The following is a 17,666-nucleotide window of genomic DNA, read 5'->3' as shown; positions in this document are numbered from 1 at the left end:
TGGGACCCCATGGACGAGCACGGGGCGCATGGCGCGATCGGCGTGCCACGGGGTTGCGTGGGAATAATGTAGGGAATTCGTCGCCGGCAGTCGCGAAAATCTGTTGCGGGCTGTATGCATGGCGGTTTTCTCAGCGCCCCGCCATCAGGTCGGGCCCCTGGCAACCCGGGTCCGCCGCGTCGCTCACCGCCAGCAGGGTGAAGCCGCCGGGCTCCTGGCGGATCGTCAGGTAGCGGTGGTCGCCGTCCTCCAGGGGCTGCTCGCTGCTCAGCTCCACTTCCACCTGGAAGCGCTCCGGCGCGGCCTTGCAGCCACGCACGGCGCCGTAGTTGAGGGTCACGTCGCGCCGCGCTTCCAGGGCCAGCAGGCGCTCGCGGGCGGCGAGGGTGTCGCTGGCGGTGTCCGGGTCGCTCCATTCACGGGCGGTTTCCGCACCCACCTGCAGCCACTCGTCGACGAAGTCGCGGCCGCTCCTGGCGGCGGGCTGCACCCGGTGCAGCGCCCCGCCGTCCAGGCGGTAGCGGAGGATGCCGGGACGGGTGAGCAGGTCCACATCCAGCATGCCCACTTCGGTACGCAGCTCGAAGCCATCCGGGGTGGGCTTGAGGCGGGTCTCCACCTCGTCGCGCACATAGCCGTGCTCGAGGTGGTCGAGGACGCGCTGGGGCTCACCGCCCTGGCGCGGCTGGACGACGTCGATGGCCAGGCGGCTCCAGCGCGAGGTGCACCAGGGCGTGCCGTGGGCGATCACCAGCTGCCCGCCGGAAAGGCGCAGGAAGCGGAAGAAGTCGCCATTGGCCCCGGAAATCTCGGTATAACCCTTGCTGCGCCAGTCCAGGCTGCGCACCCAGCGGCCGTCCTCGCGGCTGTAGCCGAGCAGCAGGTTGTCGTCGCCGCAGGGGATGCCGAAGCCGGCGTTGACCAGCAGCATGGGATCGGGCGCGTCCTCGCGGCGCACCACGAAAACAGTGCCTTCGTCGTCCGTCCCGGTTTCGCCGTCGCCGGGTGCCAGGTGCGAGGCGAGTTGCGCCTGCAGGGCCGCAGGCTCGACGGCTTCGTCGCTGCAGGCCAGTTGCGCGTCGATCGCGCTGGTGAGCGCTTCCTTGTAGGCGTCCAGTGCCGCCACCAGGGGCGCGGCGAGGGCGTCGTCGAGTTCGCCGGTGCGCTCGTCGAGGCGGCGTTGCAGTTCCTGCTGGGCGGCGGCCACCGTCTGTTCCGATGCCACGGGGGCGGGGCAGTCGGCAGCCTGTGCGGCGTTGCCGGAAAAGAGGGCCAGGGCCAGCAAGGCTGCGCCCGCAGTGGCGCGCTCCAGCGGGGAGCGCAGGTGTCGCAGCGACGGCGGGCGCATGGCGGTCACTGGCCCAGTTGTTCCGCCAGCTCGGCGGAGCGCTGGTCGGCGGCTTGCAGCGCCTGCTCCACCAGGGACTCGAAGGCGTTGCCCTGGAAGGACTTGATGGCCGCCTCGGTGGTGCCGTTGGGCGAGGTCACGCGGCGGCGCAGTTCGGCCGGGCCGACATCGCTGGCCACCGCCATGCGCGCGGCGCCGAGGGCGGTCTGCAGGGTCAGGCGGGCGGCGACGTCCGGGCTCAGGCCGAGCTTCTCGCCGGCGGCGGTCATGGCTTCCATGAGCAGGAAGAAATAGGCCGGGCCGCTGCCGGAAACCGCGGTGACGGCGTCGATCTGCTTCTCTTCGTCCAGCCACAGGGCGATGCCCACGGCGTTGAGCAACTGCTCGGCCTGCTGGCGCTGTTCGGCGCTGACCGCGGCGGTGGCGTACAGGCCGCTGGCGCCCTCACCCAGCAGCGCCGGGGTGTTGGGCATGCAGCGCACGATGGAGTCGACGCCCAGCCAGCGCGCGAGGCTGGCGCAGGGGATGCCGGCGGCGATGGAAACGATCAGCTGCCCGGCGGACAGGCTCGGCGCGAGGGCTTCGCACACGGCCTTCATCACCTGGGGCTTGGTGGCCAGGACCACCACGTCGGCGTCACGCACCGCCTCGGCGTTGCTTTCCACCACCTCGATGCCGTGCTCGGCGGCCACCTTGGCGCGCTGCTCGGCGCCGGGATCGCTGGCGCGGATATGGCTGGCCGGGACGCCCTGGGCGCGCAGGCCGCCGATCAGGCTGGCGGCCATGTTGCCGGCGCCGATGAACGCGATGCGGGTAGTGCTCATGAATGCTTCCTTCCTTATTGCTGTGCGGGCTGGCCGTAGTCGCGGGCGCCGAACAGGGCCGTACCGATGCGGACCCAGGTGGCACCTTCGGCTATGGCCGCTTCGAGATCGTGGCTCATGCCCATGGACAGGGTGTCCAGTGGCAGGTCCAGTGAGTGTGCAAGCTGCCGGAGGCGGGCGAAGGCGGCGTGCTGCTCGGCCCGGTCCTCCGTGGGTTCGGGGATGGCCATCAGCCCGCGCAGGCGCAGGTTCGGCAGGGTCGAGACCGCCGCCGCCAGGGCCGGCAGCTCCTCGGGGGCGCAGCCGGACTTGCTCGCCTCGCCGCTGACGTTCACCTGCAGGCAGACGTTCAGCGGCGCGGAGCCGGCCGGGCGCTGCGCAGAGAGGCGTTCGGCGATCTTCAGACGGTCCACCGAGTGCACCCAGTGGAAGTGCTCGGCGATGGGCTTGGTCTTGTTCGACTGGATGGGGCCGATGAAATGCCAGGTCAACGGCAGGTCGGTGAGTTCCTGCTGCTTGGCCAGGGCCTCCTGCAGGTAGTTCTCGCCGAAATCGACGACGCCACAGGCGTGCGCTTCGCGGATCGCGGCCGCCGGTTTGGTCTTGCTCACGGCCAGCAGGCCGATGGCGGAAAAATCACGCTCCGAGGCTTGCGCCGCCTCACGGATACGCGTGCGAACCTTTGCAATATTCTCTGCTATCGTGGACATTACCTGCGCTCTACAGCCCGGCCTGAGTGGGTCTGCGGCATTCTAACCGCTTGGAATTGGGGAGTCCCATGGATATTACTGAGCTGCTCGCCTTCAGCGCGAAGCAGGGCGCATCCGACCTGCATCTCTCTGCCGGCCTGCCGCCGATGATCCGCGTCGATGGTGACGTGCGCCGCATCAACCTGCCGGCCATGGACCACAAGCAGGTGCACGCGCTGATCTACGACATCATGAATGACAAGCAGCGCAAGGACTACGAGGAGTTCCTCGAGACCGACTTCTCCTTCGAAGTCCCTGGCGTGGCGCGTTTCCGGGTCAACGCCTTCAACCAGAACCGTGGCGCCGGCGCCGTGTTCCGTACCATTCCCTCGAAGGTACTGAGCATGGAGGACCTGGGCATGGGCGAGATCTTCAAGAAGATCTCCGACGTGCCGCGCGGGCTGGTGCTGGTGACCGGGCCGACCGGTTCGGGCAAGTCCACCACCCTGGCGGCGATGCTCGACTACCTCAACGGCACCAAGTACCACCACATCCTCACGGTCGAGGACCCCATCGAATTCGTCCACGAATCGAAGAAGTGCCTGATCAACCAGCGCGAGGTGCACCGCGACACCCTCGGCTTCAACGAAGCCCTGCGCTCGGCCCTGCGGGAAGACCCGGACATCATCCTGGTGGGCGAGATGCGCGACCTGGAGACCATCCGCCTGGCGCTGACCGCCGCGGAAACCGGCCACCTGGTGTTCGGCACCCTGCACACCACCTCCGCCGCCAAGACCATCGACCGGGTGGTCGACGTGTTCCCGGCCGAGGAGAAGTCGATGGTCCGCTCGATGCTTTCCGAATCCCTCCAGTCGGTCATTTCCCAGACCCTGCTGAAGAAGATCGGTGGCGGTCGCGTGGCGGCCCACGAAATCATGATCGGCACCCCGGCCATCCGTAACCTGATCCGCGAGGACAAGGTGGCGCAGATGTATTCCGCCATCCAGACCGGCGGTGGCCTTGGCATGCAGACCCTGGACAGCTGCCTCAAGGGGCTGGTGGCCAAGGGCCTGGTGAGCCGCGAAAGCGCTCGCGAGAAGGCCAAGAGCCCGGAAAACTTCTAACCAGCGGCGGGTACCCCGGTCGGGGCGCCCGTTTCGCCGTAGCGCGGCCCCGCGCCGCGACGGCAACCCCGGTCATCGGGGCTTTCGGCGTCGCCCCAGGCGACCGGCACGTTCACTGCGAGAAAGACCATGGAATTCGAGAAACTGTTGCGCCTGATGGTCGAGAAGGGCGGCTCCGACCTGTTCATCACCGCCGGCGTCCCCCCGTCGATGAAGGTCAACGGCAAGATCATGCCCGTGACCAAGAACGCCATGTCCCCGGAGCAGACCCGCGAGACCGTCCTCGCGGTGATGAACGAGCAGCAGCGCCGCGACTTCGCCGAGAACCACGAGTGCAACTTCGCCATCAGCGCCCGTGGCATCGGTCGTTTCCGCGTCAGCGCCTTCTACCAGCGCAACCTGGTGGGCATGGTGCTGCGCCGCATCGAGACCAACATCCCCACCCTGGATGACCTCAAGCTGCCGGAGATCCTCAAGAAGCTGGCGCTGACCAAGCGTGGCCTGGTGCTGTTCGTCGGCGCCACCGGCACCGGCAAGTCCACCTCGCTGGCGGCGATGATCGGCTACCGCAACAAGAACAGCAGCGGCCACATCATCTCCATCGAAGACCCGATCGAATACATCCACCAGCACCAGAACTGCATCGTCACCCAGCGCGAGGTGGGCATCGACACCGAGTCCTTCGAGGTGGCGCTGAAGAACACCCTGCGCCAGGCGCCGGACGTGATCCTCATCGGCGAGGTGCGGACCCGCGAGACCATGGACCACGCCGTGGCCTTCGCCGAGACCGGCCACCTGTGCCTGGCCACCCTGCACGCCAACAACGCCAACCAGGCGCTGGACCGGATCATCAACTTCTTCCCCGCCGACCGGCAGCAGCAGGTGTGGATGGACCTGTCCCTCAACCTCAAGGCCATCGTCGCCCAGCAACTGGTGCCGACCCCGGACGGCAAGGGCCGCCGCGCGGTGATCGAGGTGCTGATCAACACCCCGCTGGCCGCCGACCTGATCCGCAAGGGCGAGGTCCACGAGCTCAAGCCGCTGATGAAGCGTTCCACCGAGCAGGGTATGCAGACCTTCGACCAGGCGTTGTACACCCTCTACTCCCAGGGCGAGATCACCTACGAAGACGCACTGCTCTACGCCGACTCGGCGAACGACCTGCGCCTGATGATCAAGCTCGGTTCCGAGACCGACGGCGACCACCTCACGAGCATGAGCGGTGGCCTGTCGCTGGAAGTATCGGAGGAAGACCCGGGCCGTCGCTTCCGCTGACCGGCCCATCGCCCTGCCGCGCCTGCCGCAGGGCGTTCACCAACTCCTCGTACAGCTGCTGGCCGCCCTCGCGGCTGCGCAGCACCGCCGCAGGGTGCGGCGCCACCACTATCCACCGGTCTCCATGGCGCAGCGGCCTGCCGACGAAGTCCGCCAGGCGTACGCGCTGTGGGTCGTGCAGGCCCAGCAGCGAGGCCAGGGCGGTGCGCCCCAGCGCCACCACCCACTGTGGTTGCCGTTCGTCCAGCTCCTGGGCCAGCCAGTGGTGGCAGGCGCGGATCTCCGCCGGCTTGGGCGTGGCGTGCCAGCGGGTCGCCGACCGGCCCAGCGCGCCGCCCCGCGGCTCCCACTTGAAGTGCTTCACCGCGTTGGTCAGGTAGAGGTCCTGCCGTGACAGCCCGGCTTCGGCCAGGGCGCGTTGTAGCACTTGCCCTGCGGGGCCGATGAAGGGGCGCCCGGCCAGGTCCTCCTGGTCGCCGGGTTGTTCGCCCACCAGCATGATCCGCGCCTGCGCCGGCCCCTCGCCCGGCACCGCGCAGGTGGCGTTGCGCCAGATATCGCAACGCCGGCACTGGTCCAGGTTCGTGTCGGCCGCCCGCTCCGGCTGCGCGGCATCGCTGGCGATCAGCACCTCCTTGCCCTGCCGGGCGCCGACCTCGGGGGCCTGTGCCAGACGCTGCCGGCCGCTGCGCGCATCGGCCACCAGTTGCGGAATCAGCGGGCCTTCGGCCAGGTGCTTCCAGAAGCGCGCCGGCATATGGCTGCGCATCACTTCGGGATTCAGCCGGGCGGGGTTGAAGGTGCTGCGGTAGTAGGCCGTCCATAGTGCCTCGCTCGGGTCGTCGTGGCCTTCGATGGCCTCGCGCAGCCCGGGCGGGCAGGGCGACTGGTAGACCAGCCGTTCGCCATCGAAATGCGCCAGCCCCTCGGGGGTGCCGATCAGCCAGCTGTGGCGGCCCATGCGCGGCACGAAGTGTTCGGCGCCCAGGTCCAGCACGTCGTGGGCCGGTTCGTGCCAGGCCAGGTAGTCCGGTGCGCCCCGTGCCTTGTCACTCGGGCGGAAGCGCAGGAAGGCGTGCATGTGGTGGGCTTCGCGGCGCACCGCCTTGATCCGCCGCTGCAACTCGGAGCCGTCGCGGTCGCCGGCCAGCATGGCGCTGCGATCCCCCTGGGCCACGCGCCAGAGCACCTGGTAGAGCAATGCCCAACGGTCGCCCGCGCGAAAGCGCGCGGCATCGGCCAGCAACCCCGGCAGCTCGCGGGGAATGGACACCGTGGCGGTACCGGCGGGAGCGGGCATCGGCTCGGTGCCGTCGAACAACCCGGGCGTCCAGTCGACGGCCTGGGGCTCCACGCCTTCGAGCAGCAACTGCCGGGCCTGCTCGCGCCAGCCGGCGAAGCTGCCGTCGAAGCGGATGGCGCGCATCACCAGAGCGCCATCTGCTGTGCAGGCGCATCGCCCAGGCGCTGGCGCAGCACGGCGGACTCCAGGGTGGCGTCGCGGGGGCGGTAGTCCTGGGTGACGATGAAGGGCCGGGCCTTTTCCATGGCGCAACGCAGGCGGGCCACGTCGGCGTAGCGGATGCGCCGCTCGCGCCGCAGCTCCACCAGGCGGTTGGCGCTGAGCACGCCGATGCCGGGCACGCGGGCGATCATCGCGGGTTCCGCGCGATTCAGGTCGAGCGGGAACTGCGCGCGGTTGGCCAGGGCCCAGGCCAGCTTGGGGTCGATGTCCAGCGGCAGGTTGCCGGGGGTGGCGATCAGCTCGTTCACCGCGAAGCCGTAGCCGCGCAGGAGGAAGTCGGCCTGGTACAGGCGGTGCTCGCGCAGCAGCGGCGGTGCCTCGAAGGGCACGGTCTTCGGGCTCTGCGGGATGGGGCTGAAGGCGGAGTAGTAGACACGCTTGAGGCGATAGGCGCCGTACAGCGTCTGCGCCGTGTCGAGGATGGTGCGGTCGTCGGTGTCGTCGGCGCCGACGATCATCTGCGTGCTCTGCCCGGCGGGGGCGAAGGCCGGGGCGCGCTTCTCCGCGCTGGCCTCCTCGACGCCCAGGCGGATGCGCCCCATGGCGCGGCGGATCGGTGCGCCGCGTTTCTCCGGGGCCAGGCGGGTGAGGCCGTCCTCGGTGGGCAGCTCGATGTTGACGCTGAGGCGGTCGGCGTAGCGCCCGGCCTCGGCGATCAGCTCCGGCGCGGCGTCGGGGATGGCCTTGAGGTGGATGTAGCCGCGGAACTGGTGCTCCTCGCGCAGCAGGCGGGCGACGCGGATCAGTTGCTCCATGGTGTAGTCGGAGGAGCGGATGATCCCGGAGCTGAGGAACAGCCCGCTGATGCAGTTGCGCCGGTAGAAGTCCAGGGTCAGGGTCACCACCTCCTCGGGGGTGAAGCGCGCCCGGGGCACGTCGCTGGAGCGGCGGTTGACGCAGTACTGGCAGTCGTAGAGGCAGAAATTGGTCAGCAGGATCTTCAGCAGTGCCACGCAGCGCCCGTCGGGCGTGAAGCTGTGGCAGATGCCCATGCCGTTGGTGGCGCCGACGCCGGCCTTGCCTGCCGAGCTGCGTTTGGGGGCGGCGCTGCTGGCGCAGGAAACGTCGTACTTGGCGGCGTCGGCCAGCACGGTTAGCTTGTCGATGAGTTCCATGGAGGGGGCTATGGATTGCTGTATGTGCATACAGTATTTTCCGCCCCTGCAACCTGCGCAAGTCCGTCAACGACGGATGGTCGCGACCTTGAGGAGTAGACATGCAACGCCCAGACACGCACAGCACGTTCATCGGCTATCTGCTGTGGATTTTCGGCTTCCTCGGCGCTCACCGTTTCTACTACGGCAAGCCGGTGAGCGGCACGATCTGGTTCTTCACCTTCGGCCTGTTCTTCATCGGCTGGATCATCGACCTGTTCCTGATCCCGTCCATGGACCGTGAGGCTTCGCTGCGCTTCAACGCCGGCTCCTACGACTACACCGTGGCCTGGATCCTGCTCACCTTCCTCGGCGTCTTCGGCGTGCACCGCATGTACCAGGGCAAGTGGATCACCGGCATCCTCTACCTGTTCACCGGCGGCTTCTTCCTGCTCGGCGTGCTCTACGACTTCTGGACCCTGAACACCCAGGTCTCGGTGCTCAACGCCCGTCGCTGAACCTGCGCCCCGCTTTGCGGGGCTTTCTTCGGGCGTCTATGTTCAGCAATCCCTGAACCTGCGTGCGACCGCCTCGTCCAAACCGATGTGGCCGTCCCATGAGGAGACGAGAATGGCTGGGCAGAGCGCGACGCGTCCCGCAGTGCTGGACCTGATCGGCAACACACCGCTGGTGCGGGTCAGCCGGTTCGATACCGGCCCCTGCACCCTGTTCCTGAAGCTCGAATCGCAGAACCCCGGCGGCTCGATCAAGGACCGCGTCGGCATCGCCATGATCAACGCTGCCGAGCGCGACGGGCGGCTGAAGCCGGGCGGCACCATAGTCGAGGCCACCGCCGGCAACACCGGCCTGGGGCTGGCCCTGGTGGGGCGCGCCAAGGGCTACCGGGTGGTGCTGGTGGTGCCGGACAAGATGTCCACCGAGAAGGTGCTGCACCTCAAGGCCATGGGGGCCGAGGTGCACATCACCCGCTCCGACGTCGGCAAGGGCCACCCCGAGTACTACCAGGACCAGGCCGCGCGCCTGGCGGCGGAGATACCCGGCGCCTTCTTCGCCGACCAGTTCAACAACCCCGCCAACCCCCTGGCCCACGAGAGCACCACCGGGCCGGAGATCTGGCAGCAGACCGGCCAGGATGTCGACGCCATCGTGGTCGGGGTCGGCTCGGCGGGCACCCTTACCGGGCTCAGCCGCTACTTCCGCCGGGTGCAGCCGGCGCTGGAGATGGTGCTGGCGGACCCGCAAGGCTCGATCGTCGCCGAGTACAGCCGCAGCGGCGAGCTGGGCACGCCCGGCTCCTGGGCGGTGGAAGGCATAGGCGAGGATTTCATCCCGGCCATCGCCGATCTCTCCAGCGTGCGCCGTGCCTACACCGTCAGCGACGAGGAGAGCTTCGCCCACGCCCGCGAGCTGCTGCGCAACGAGGGCATCCTCGGCGGCTCCTCCACCGGCACGCTGCTGGCCGCCGCACTGCGCTACTGCCGCGAGCAGACGACGCCCAGGCGCGTGGTCAGCTTCGTCTGCGACACCGGCACCCGCTACCTGTCGAAGGTCTACAACGACCAGTGGATGAGCGACCAGGGGCTGCTGGCGCGCAAGCGCTACGGCGACCTGCGCGACCTGATCTCGCGGCGCTTCGAGGAGGGGCGGGTGGTCAGCGTCAGCCCGGGCGACACCCTGCTCACCGCCTTCCAGCGCATGCGCCTGGCCGATGTCTCGCAACTGCCGGTGCTGGAGGGCGCGCGCCTGGTGGGGGTGATCGACGAGTCGGACATCCTGCTCAGCGTGCACGCCGACGCCGAACGCTTTCGCGCACCGGTCGCCGATGCCATGACCGACGCGCCGCAGACCCTGGCGCCGGGCGCCAGCCTGGTGGAACTGGAGGCGGTGCTGGATCGCGGCCTGGTGGCGATCGTCGCCGATGCCGCCGGCTTCCACGGCCTCATCACCCGTTTCGACTTGCTCAACCACCTGCGGAGGACACTGCCATGAGCCACGACCACGAGGACGCCGGGCGCGCCTTCGCCACCCGGGTGATCCATGCCGGGCAGGCACCGGACCCCTCCACCGGGGCCATCATGCCGCCGATCTACGCCAACTCCACCTTCATCCAGGAGAGTCCCGGCGTGCACAAGGGCCTGGACTACGGGCGCTCGCACAACCCCACGCGCTGGGCCCTGGAGCGCTGCGTGGCGGACCTGGAGGGCGGCGCCCAGGCCTTCGCCTTCGCCTCGGGGCTGGCGGCCATCTCCACGGTGCTGGAACTGCTGGATGCCGGCTCGCACGTCGTCTCCGGCAACGACCTCTACGGCGGCACCTTCCGCCTCTTCGACAAGGTGCGCCAGCGCAGCGCCGGGCACCGCTTCGCCTTCGCCGACCTCACCGACATCGGTCGCCTGGAAGCGGCCCTGCGCGAGGACACGCGCATGGTGCTGATCGAGACACCGAGCAACCCGTTGCTGCGCCTGGCGGACCTGGAAGCCATCGCCGCGCTGTGCCGCGAGCGCGACATCATCAGCGTCGCCGACAACACCTTCGCCAGCCCCTGGGTGCAGCGCCCGCTGGAGCTGGGCTTCGACGTCGTGGTGCACTCCACCACCAAGTACCTCAACGGCCACTCGGACGTGATCGGCGGGGTGGCGGTGGTCAGTGGTGCTGCCCGCGCCGATGCGCTGCGCGAGCGGCTGGGCTTCCTGCAGAACGCGGTGGGTGCCATCGCTGGGCCCTTCGATGCCTTCCTCACCCTGCGTGGGGTCAAGACCCTGGCCCTGCGCATGGAGCGCCACTGCGCCAACGCCCTGGAGCTGGCGCGCTGGCTGGAGCGCCAGCCCCAGGTGGCGCGGGTGCACTACCCGGGCCTGGAGAGCCACCCGCAGCACGAACTGGCGCGGCGGCAGATGCGCGGCTTCGGCGGGATGATCTCCCTGGAACTGGCCACCGACCTGGCCGGTGCACGGCGCTTCCTCGAGGCCGTCGAGCTGTTCGCCCTGGCCGAGAGCCTGGGGGGTGTGGAAAGCCTGATCGAGCATCCGGCGATCATGACCCACGCCACCATCCCCGCCGAGACCCGCGCCGAACTGGGCATCGGCGACAGCCTGGTGCGCCTCTCGGTGGGCGTGGAGGATGTCCTGGACCTGCGCGCCGACCTGGCCCGGGCGCTGGCGCGGGTCTAGCGGCCAGGAACGAAGAAGCCCGCCGGATGGCGGGCTTCTTCATGCTCGGGCGGTCAGGCCTGGTAGGTGAGGTGCCCGTCCATCAGGGTGTAGCGCACCTTGCCCGGCAGCTCCTGGCCGATGAAGGGGCTGTTGCGGCCCCTGGACAGCCACTGCTCGCCGGCACGGGTGCGGGCGGCCGGGTCGAACAGCACCAGGTCGGCCGGGGCGCCCACGGCGAGGCGGCCCACCGGCAGGCGCAGGGCACGGGCCGGGCCGGCGGTGAGGCGGGCGAGCAGGGTGGGCAGGTCGAGCAGGCCGTCCTCCACCAGGCTCAGGGCCAGCGGCAGCAGCAGTTCGACGCTGCTGATGCCCGGCTCGGTGGCGGCGAAGGGCGCCAGCTTGGCGTCGGCTTCGTGGGGCTGGTGGTGGCTGGCGATGGCGCCGATCACGCCGCTCTTCACCGCTTCGCGCAGGCCGTCGCGGTCGGCGCGGGTGCGCAGCGGCGGTTGCACGTGGTAGAGGCTGGAGAAGTCGATCAGCGCCTCGTCGGTGAGCAGCAGCTGGTACAGCGCGACGTCGGCGGTCACCGGCAGGCCGCGGGCCTGGGCGTCGGCGATCATCTGCGCGCCACGGGCACTGGTGAGCTGGCTGAAGTGTGCACGCACGCCGCTCTGCTCCACCAGCAGCAGGTCCCGGGCCAGGGCCACGGTCTCTGCGCTCTCGGGGATGCCGGCCAGGCCGAGGAAGCCGGCGGTGGCGCCCTCGTGGGCCATGCCGCCGTCGGCAAGCGAGGCGTCCTGGGCATGGAACACCAGGGTCAGGTTGAACGTGGCCGCGTATTCCATGGCGCGACGCAGGGTGCGGTTGCTGTCGAAGCTGGCCAGGCCGTTGGAGAAGGCGACGCAGCCGGTGTCGCGCAGGGCCACCAGTTCGGCCAGCTGTTCGCCGGCCAGGCCCTTGCTCAGTGCGCCGATGGGGAAGACCTTGGTGTGGCCTGCCTCGCGGGCGCGGTCGAGGATCAGCTCGGCCACGGCGGGGGTGTCCAGCACCGGGCGGGTCAGTGGCGGGCAGCACAGGCTGGTGACGCCACCGGCCGCGGCGGCGCGGGTCTCGCTGTCGATGTTGCCCTTGCGGCTGTAGCCCGGCTCGCGCAGGGCGGCGTTGAGGTCCACCAGGCCGGGCGCGGCGACCAGGCCCTTGGCGTCGATGCTGCGCTCGGCCTCGTAGCCGGCGGGCGCCTGGCCGATGCCGGCGACCTTGCCGGCCTCCAGGTAGAGGTCGGTGACCTGGTCGGTACCGCTGGCGGGATCGATGAGGCGGGCGCCGATGATGTGGGTACGCATCAGTTCTGCACCTCGGCTTCCTGGTTGATCTGGCGTTGGGTGTTCTGGCCGCTCATGGCCATGGACAGCACGGCCATGCGGATGGCGATGCCGTAGGTGACCTGGTTGAGGATCACCGAGTGGGCGCCGTCGGCCACCGCCGATTCGATCTCCACGCCACGGTTGATCGGGCCGGGGTGCATGACGATGGCGTCCGGCTTGGCCAGCGCCAGGCGCTGGGTGCTGAGGCCGTAGAGGCGGTAGAACTCGCCCTCGCTGGGCAGCAGGCCGCCCTGCATGCGTTCACGTTGCAGGCGCAGCATGATCACCACGTCGACGTCCTTGAGGCCTTCGGCCAGGTCGGTGTAGACGCTGACGCCGTACTGCTCGATGCCGATGGGCAGCAGGGTCTTGGGCGCGACCACGCGGATGTCCGGGCAGCCCAGGGCCTTGAGCGCGAGCATGTTCGAGCGCGCCACGCGCGAATGCAGGATGTCGCCGACGATGGCCACCGAGAGGTTCTCGAACCCGCCCTTGTGGCGGCGGATGGTGAGCATGTCGAGCATGCCCTGGGTCGGGTGCGCGTGGCGGCCGTCGCCGCCGTTGATGATGGCCACGTCCGGGCACACGTGCTCGGCGATGAAGTGGGCGGCGCCGGAGTCGGCGTGGCGCACCACGAACATGTCGGCGGCCATCGCCTCCAGGTTGCGCAGGGTGTCGAACAGCGTCTCGCCCTTGCTGGTGGAGGAGGTGGAGACGTTGAGGGTGATCACGTCCGCCGACAGCCGCTGGGCCGCCAGTTCGAAGGTGGTGCGGGTGCGCGTGGAGTTCTCGAAGAACACGTTGCACACGGTCTTGCCGCGCAGCAGCGGGACCTTCTTCACGGCACGGGCGCCGACTTCGAGGAAGGAGTCGGCGGTGTCGAGGATTTCCGTCAGCAGCTCGCGGGGCAGGCCGTCGAGCGAGAGGAAGTGGCGCAGCTGGCCCTGGTCGTTGAGCTGCAGCGGGCGCTTGGCGTCTGTCGGCATGGGGCAGGCCCTGGGGGTCGGGAGTTTCAGGAAGCGGGGGTGAGGACCTGGCGCTCGAGGGCGAGCGGCGCGGGGCCGAGCAATTTTACCCGTTCATCGGCGGCGAGCGACAGGGTGGCGCCGACCACGTCCGGGCGGATCGGCAGCTCGCGGGCGTTCAGGTCCAGCAGGCTGACCAGGGTCACGCTGGCCGGGCGGCCGTAGTCGAACAGCTCGTTCATGGCGGCGCGCACGGTGCGGCCGCTCATCAGCACGTCGTCGATGAGGATCAGGTGCTGGCCTTCGATCTCGAACGGCAGCTCGGAGGGGCGCACCTGCGGGTGCAGGCCGTTCTGGGTGAAGTCGTCGCGGTAGAAGGAGACGTCCAGAGTGCCCAGGGGCTCGTCGCTGCCCAGTTCCGCCAGCAGGGCCTGGGCGACCCAGACACCGCCGGTGCGGATGCCGATGAAACGGGGTGTGGCGATGCCGCGCGCGGCCAGGTGGGTGTTCAGCGCGCGGGCCATCTGCGGCAGCAGTTCGGCCGGGTTGGGCAGGGTCATGGGCGTTCCTCGCTATTCGTGTCCGGGGTGTTCCGCCAGCCAGCCTTCCAGCAGGAGGGCGGCGGCCAGGGCGTCGACGGGGTTCTCGCGGTAGCCGCCGCGTTGGCCCTGGGCGAGCCGCTGGCCCTTGGCTTCGAAGGTGGTCAGGCGTTCGTCATGGGTGAAGACCGGCAGGTTGAAGCGGCCGTTGAGGCGCCGCGCGAACTTCTGTGCGCGCTCGCTCATGTCGCTGGGGGTGCCGTCCATGTTCAGGGGCAGGCCGACGACGATGGCGTCCGGCTGCCATTCCTTGAGCAGGGCTTCGACCTTCTGCCAGTCCGGCACGCCGTTCTGCGCTTTGAGCACGCAGAGTTCGCGGGCCTGGCCGGTGACGGCCTGGCCGACGGCGACGCCGATCTGCTTGGTGCCGTAGTCGAAACCCAGCAGCAGGCGCAGGGGCTTGGCGGCCATCAGGCGTGCCCGGCCTGGGCGGTGAGCAGGTTGAGGTTGACGCCGAGGCGCGCCGCGGCAGCGGCCAGGCGCTGGTCGGCGGCGGTGTCGAAGAGGATGGCCGGGTCGGCGGGGCAGGTGAGCCAGGCGTTGTCGGCGAGCTCGGCTTCGAGCTGGCCGGCGTCCCAGCCCGCGTAGCCGAGGGTGATCAGGCTCTTTTCCGGGCCCTGGCCATCGGCGATGGCGAAGAGCACGTCCTGGGAGGTGGAGAGCGCCAGTTCGCCCAGTTCCAGGGTGGCCTGGAAGCTCAGGCCGCTGGGATGGAGGACGAAGCCGCGGTCGGTCTGCACCGGGCCGCCGGCGTAGATCGGCAGGGCCTGGCAGCGGGCGGGCGGGTCGACGTCCGGGCGCAGCTGTTCGAGCACGTCGCTGAGGCTGAGGCCGTTGGGACGATTGATCACCAGGCCCATGGCGCCTTGCTCGTTGTGTTCGACGAGGTAGGTGACGGTCTGGGCGAAGTTGGGATCGTCCATGTGCGGCATGGCGATCAGGAAATGGTGCTTGAGGTAGCTGGGCGCGGTGCTTTTCATGGGCGCTAGTTTCGACCTTCGCGCCGCAAGCTTCAAGGGCGGGTGAGCCCGCCCGGGCCTGTCAGTTGCTCGACAGGCGGTCGCCGCGCTCGAAGCGCCAGGTGCGGATGATTTCCAGGCGGTCGATATCGGCCAGATCGCCCGTGAAGGGGGCGAAGGGGGCGGCGAGGCGGACGATGCGCATGGCGGCCTGGTCCAGCACCGGCTGGCCGGATGACTCCAGGAGCTGCACTTCATAGAGGGTGCCGTCGCGGTTGATCGACACCAGCAGGCGCAGGCTGCCGTAGAGGCGCTGGCGACGGGCTTCCTCGGGGTAGTTGAGGTTGCCGACGCGTTCGATCTTCTTGCGCCAGTCGTCCTTGTACCAGGCACCCTTGTCACGCATGGTCGAGGCCGCGTTGAGGCGGTGGATGCGCGGGCGCTTGGCATAGAGCTGGCGCTCCTGGGACAGCTCGGCCTCGAGGCTGGCGATCTCCGAGGACAGCTGGGTGCTGTCGAATACCGGCGCCGGGCGGGCCTCGGGCTCGGGCTTGGCTTCCTCGTGCTTGACCGGGGTCTTCTGCACCTTGGGCGCAGTGGTGGCGACGGCGGCCTTGGGGGCTTCCTGGCGTGCGGCCTGCTGCGGCGCGGCCGGTGGCGTGACCTTCTTGATCTCCTGGTCCTGGAACGGCGCCTGCTCGGTGGTCTTGGGCGTGTCCTTGTGCTCCAGGGTGCCGCTGCCCTGCTGGTTCATCTGCGCCAGGTAGTCGGCCTTCTCGGGCTTCTTGTCGCTCTTGAAGGTGGCGAGGGTGACTTCCAGCGTCTTGCTGATCTGGCTGGGGTCGGCAAAGGTGAAGCCGACCCCGAGGATAAGGGCGACGTGCAGGACGACCGCGAGGAACAGGGTGAAACCCAGCCGGTCCGCCGGGCGCACGCCGGAGGACGGGAAGTCGGGAAAGTCAGCGGCTGCGTTCATCGCACATCGGGTCTGCTCAGGATGGCGCGCAGTCTGCCGAACTGGGGCGGCAGGCTGCAAGTTGCATGTCCAAAGCTGTTAGCTGCATCAAGCTTGGGGCTTGCGCCCGTTCGCGGAGAGCTTGCTGGCGATGGCGTCCATCAGGCGTTCGCCGATGCGCGTGTCGTAGGCGGCGTCGATCTCGCGGATGCAGGTCGGGCTGGTGACGTTGATCTCGGTGAGGCTGTCGCCGATCACGTCCAGGCCGACGAACAGCAGGCCCTTCTCGCGCAAGACGGGCCCCACGGTGGCGGCGATCTCGCGGTCGCGCTCGGACAGCGGGCGGGCCTCGCCGCGGCCGCCGGCCGCCAGGTTGCCGCGGGTCTCGCCGGCGGCAGGGATGCGCGCCAGGCAGTAGGGCACCGGTTCACCGTCTATCATCAGGATGCGCTTGTCGCCGTCCTTGATCGCGGGCAGGTAGCGCTGCGCCATGATCTGCTCGGCGCCATGGCGGGTGAGGGTCTCGAGGATGACGGAAAGGTTCGGATCCCCTTCGCGGTGACGAAAGATCATCGATCCGCCCATGCCATCAAGGGGTTTGAGAATGATGTCACGCTGCTCTTTCGCAAACTCGCGCAGAATATCAGCCCTGCGACTGACCAGTGTCGGTGGGGTCAGTTGAGGGAACAGGGTGGCGAAGAACTTCTCGTTGCAGTCGCGAAGACTCTGCGGGCGGTTCACCACCAGCACGCCGGCTCGTTCGGCCTGTTCCAGCAGGTAGGTCGAATAGACGAACTCGTTGTCGAAGGGCGGGTCCTTGCGCATCAGGATGACGTCCAGTTTGCTCAGCGGAGCGTCGCTCTCGTCTTCCAGCTCGTACCAGTGTTGCGGATCGGCGAACACCTTCAGCGGCCGCATGCGGGCGCGGGCCTCGCCGGCTTTCTGGTACAGGTCCTGCTGCTCCATATAGTAGAGGGACCATCCGCGGGCCTGGGCTGCCAGCAGCATGGCCAGGGAGCTGTCCTTCTTGAAGGAGATGTGCGCAATGGGGTCCATGACGATCCCGAGGCGAACGCTCATGGGTGTGTTCTCCGCGACTGGTAATAGATGAGGGGCGCTGGAGAATTCCAGGCCCGGTAACGAGGCGCTCAGGTTGGCGCTGGAGGTTGTCGCGGTCAAGGGAAACCTCGCCGTATGAACTAGGATTCCCGGAGGCTGGCGCTTTGTAGCTTGCGTCCGGAGAGTGTGCTAAAAAGGCCCGACGATTGGGTCGTAGCCCGTCGCTGACAGGGCCTCAGGCGCACTGAACTAAGCAAAATAACGACTCACCGAGGCGATGGTAGGGCGAACATGGAACAGCATTCCGAGGGTTTGAAGGTCATGGTGATCGACGATTCGAAAACGATTCGTCGCACCGCTGAAACTCTGCTGAAGAAGGTGGGTTGTGAAGTCATCACGGCCGTCGACGGTTTCGACGCGCTGGCAAAGATCGCCGACACCCACCCCAATATCATCTTCGTCGACATCATGATGCCGCGGCTCGATGGCTATCAGACCTGCGCCCTGATCAAAAACAACAGTGCTTTCAAGTCCACCCCGGTGATCATGCTGTCCTCCAAGGACGGCCTGTTCGACAAGGCCAAGGGTCGCATCGTCGGTTCCGATCAATACCTCACCAAGCCTTTCAGCAAGGAAGAGTTGCTCGGCGCGATCAAGACTCACGTGCCTGATTTCACCCCGGTGGAACAAGCCTCCTGAAGTCCGGCCTCCCA

The 17,666-nt window shown here is 68.6% G+C and carries 18 protein-coding genes; 6 read left to right on the top strand and 12 right to left on the bottom strand.

All coding sequences use genetic code 11. The annotated features are described in order from the left end of the window. Window positions 1–130: 130 nt before the first annotated feature. Genes WFQ67_RS00540 through WFQ67_RS00530 form a run of 3 tightly spaced genes read right to left on the bottom strand, consistent with a single transcriptional unit; the run spans window position 131 to window position 2,882 of the window. Window positions 131–1,348, bottom strand: a complete 1,218-nt coding sequence (locus tag WFQ67_RS00540) for a hypothetical protein (protein ID WP_337055924.1) — start codon at window positions 1,346–1,348, stop codon at window positions 131–133. 5 nt (window positions 1,349–1,353) lie between these two features. Continuing rightward, the gene (proC, locus tag WFQ67_RS00535) at window positions 1,354–2,172 is read right to left on the bottom strand and encodes a pyrroline-5-carboxylate reductase (RefSeq protein WP_213627932.1); all 819 of its coding nucleotides are present in this window, start codon (window positions 2,170–2,172) and stop codon (window positions 1,354–1,356) included. Window positions 2,173–2,186: 14 nt separating this feature from the next. After that, the gene (locus WFQ67_RS00530; RefSeq protein WP_213627934.1) at window positions 2,187–2,882 is read right to left on the bottom strand and encodes a YggS family pyridoxal phosphate-dependent enzyme; all 696 of its coding nucleotides are present in this window, start codon (window positions 2,880–2,882) and stop codon (window positions 2,187–2,189) included. A 68-nt stretch (window positions 2,883–2,950) separates the two neighbouring features. Here WFQ67_RS00530 and pilT point away from each other — a divergent pair, with 68 nt between their 5' ends. Together pilT and WFQ67_RS00520 are read left to right on the top strand one after the other, a co-directional pair. Further along, complete coding sequence (pilT, locus tag WFQ67_RS00525) at window positions 2,951–3,985, top strand: type IV pilus twitching motility protein PilT (protein ID WP_111262598.1); 1,035 nt, start codon at window positions 2,951–2,953, stop codon at window positions 3,983–3,985. Between the two features lie 129 nt (window positions 3,986–4,114). After that, window positions 4,115–5,260, top strand: a complete 1,146-nt coding sequence (locus WFQ67_RS00520) for a PilT/PilU family type 4a pilus ATPase (protein ID WP_111262597.1) — start codon at window positions 4,115–4,117, stop codon at window positions 5,258–5,260. On the opposite strand, the gene WFQ67_RS00515 is transcribed toward WFQ67_RS00520, so the two are convergent. Both WFQ67_RS00515 and WFQ67_RS00510 read right to left on the bottom strand, forming a co-directional pair. Then, window positions 5,193–6,686 (bottom strand): UdgX family uracil-DNA binding protein, encoded by a 1,494-nt coding sequence (locus WFQ67_RS00515; RefSeq protein WP_337055923.1) that lies wholly within the window; start codon window positions 6,684–6,686, stop codon window positions 5,193–5,195. The genes WFQ67_RS00520 and WFQ67_RS00515 overlap by 68 nt on opposite strands. Beyond that, the gene (locus tag WFQ67_RS00510; protein ID WP_337056134.1) at window positions 6,686–7,900 is read right to left on the bottom strand and encodes a putative DNA modification/repair radical SAM protein; all 1,215 of its coding nucleotides are present in this window, start codon (window positions 7,898–7,900) and stop codon (window positions 6,686–6,688) included. Before WFQ67_RS00510 ends, WFQ67_RS00515 begins: the two co-directional genes overlap by 1 nt. A 101-nt stretch (window positions 7,901–8,001) precedes the next feature. Here WFQ67_RS00510 and WFQ67_RS00505 point away from each other — a divergent pair, with 101 nt between their 5' ends. The 3 genes from WFQ67_RS00505 (at window position 8,002) to WFQ67_RS00495 (ending at window position 11,070) form a co-directional block, all read left to right on the top strand. Next, the gene (locus WFQ67_RS00505; protein WP_173175068.1) at window positions 8,002–8,397 is read left to right on the top strand and encodes an NINE protein; all 396 of its coding nucleotides are present in this window, start codon (window positions 8,002–8,004) and stop codon (window positions 8,395–8,397) included. A gap of 112 nt (window positions 8,398–8,509) precedes the next feature. Next, window positions 8,510–9,889: a pyridoxal-phosphate dependent enzyme gene (locus tag WFQ67_RS00500; protein WP_213627940.1), complete on the top strand. Its 1,380-nt coding sequence runs from the start codon at window positions 8,510–8,512 to the stop codon at window positions 9,887–9,889. Then, complete coding sequence (locus WFQ67_RS00495) at window positions 9,886–11,070, top strand: trans-sulfuration enzyme family protein (RefSeq protein WP_337055922.1); 1,185 nt, start codon at window positions 9,886–9,888, stop codon at window positions 11,068–11,070. Before WFQ67_RS00500 ends, WFQ67_RS00495 begins: the two co-directional genes overlap by 4 nt. 53 nt (window positions 11,071–11,123) lie before the next feature. Here WFQ67_RS00495 and WFQ67_RS00490 read toward each other — a convergent pair whose 3' ends face one another. The 7 genes from WFQ67_RS00490 to gshB form a co-directional block, all read right to left on the bottom strand. After that, entirely contained in the window at window positions 11,124–12,395 is a 1,272-nt protein-coding gene (locus tag WFQ67_RS00490) for a dihydroorotase (protein WP_337055921.1), read from the bottom strand. Then, the gene (locus WFQ67_RS00485; protein WP_173175060.1) at window positions 12,395–13,402 is read right to left on the bottom strand and encodes an aspartate carbamoyltransferase catalytic subunit; all 1,008 of its coding nucleotides are present in this window, start codon (window positions 13,400–13,402) and stop codon (window positions 12,395–12,397) included. The genes WFQ67_RS00490 and WFQ67_RS00485 overlap by 1 nt, the downstream gene beginning before the upstream one ends. A gap of 26 nt (window positions 13,403–13,428) precedes the next feature. Continuing rightward, a complete protein-coding gene (gene pyrR, locus WFQ67_RS00480; protein WP_213627946.1) occupies window positions 13,429–13,941 on the bottom strand; it encodes a bifunctional pyr operon transcriptional regulator/uracil phosphoribosyltransferase PyrR in 513 nt (170 codons plus the stop codon). 12 nt (window positions 13,942–13,953) lie between these two features. Continuing rightward, entirely contained in the window at window positions 13,954–14,394 is a 441-nt protein-coding gene (gene ruvX / locus WFQ67_RS00475) for a Holliday junction resolvase RuvX (protein WP_213630385.1), read from the bottom strand. Continuing rightward, window positions 14,391–14,960, bottom strand: coding sequence for a YqgE/AlgH family protein (locus WFQ67_RS00470; RefSeq protein WP_173175056.1), 570 nt, complete (start codon window positions 14,958–14,960; stop codon window positions 14,391–14,393). Before WFQ67_RS00470 ends, ruvX begins: the two co-directional genes overlap by 4 nt. Before the next feature lie 61 nt (window positions 14,961–15,021). Further along, complete coding sequence (locus WFQ67_RS00465; protein ID WP_337055920.1) at window positions 15,022–15,915, bottom strand: energy transducer TonB; 894 nt, start codon at window positions 15,913–15,915, stop codon at window positions 15,022–15,024. A gap of 87 nt (window positions 15,916–16,002) precedes the next feature. Next, window positions 16,003–16,974, bottom strand: a complete 972-nt coding sequence (gene gshB / locus WFQ67_RS00460; protein ID WP_213627950.1) for a glutathione synthase — start codon at window positions 16,972–16,974, stop codon at window positions 16,003–16,005. Window positions 16,975–17,244: 270 nt separating this feature from the next. Here gshB and pilG point away from each other — a divergent pair, with 270 nt between their 5' ends. Continuing rightward, window positions 17,245–17,652: a twitching motility response regulator PilG gene (gene pilG, locus WFQ67_RS00455; protein ID WP_021218373.1), complete on the top strand. Its 408-nt coding sequence runs from the start codon at window positions 17,245–17,247 to the stop codon at window positions 17,650–17,652. The last annotated feature ends 14 nt before the right edge of the window (window positions 17,653–17,666 follow it).

The sequence above is a fragment of the Pseudomonas sp. USHLN015 genome, assembly GCF_037153275.1.
GTDB lineage: Bacteria > Pseudomonadota > Gammaproteobacteria > Pseudomonadales > Pseudomonadaceae > Metapseudomonas > Metapseudomonas tohonis.
Note: the sequence above shows the minus strand (reverse complement) of the source record. Positions and strands in the feature narration are given on the sequence as shown.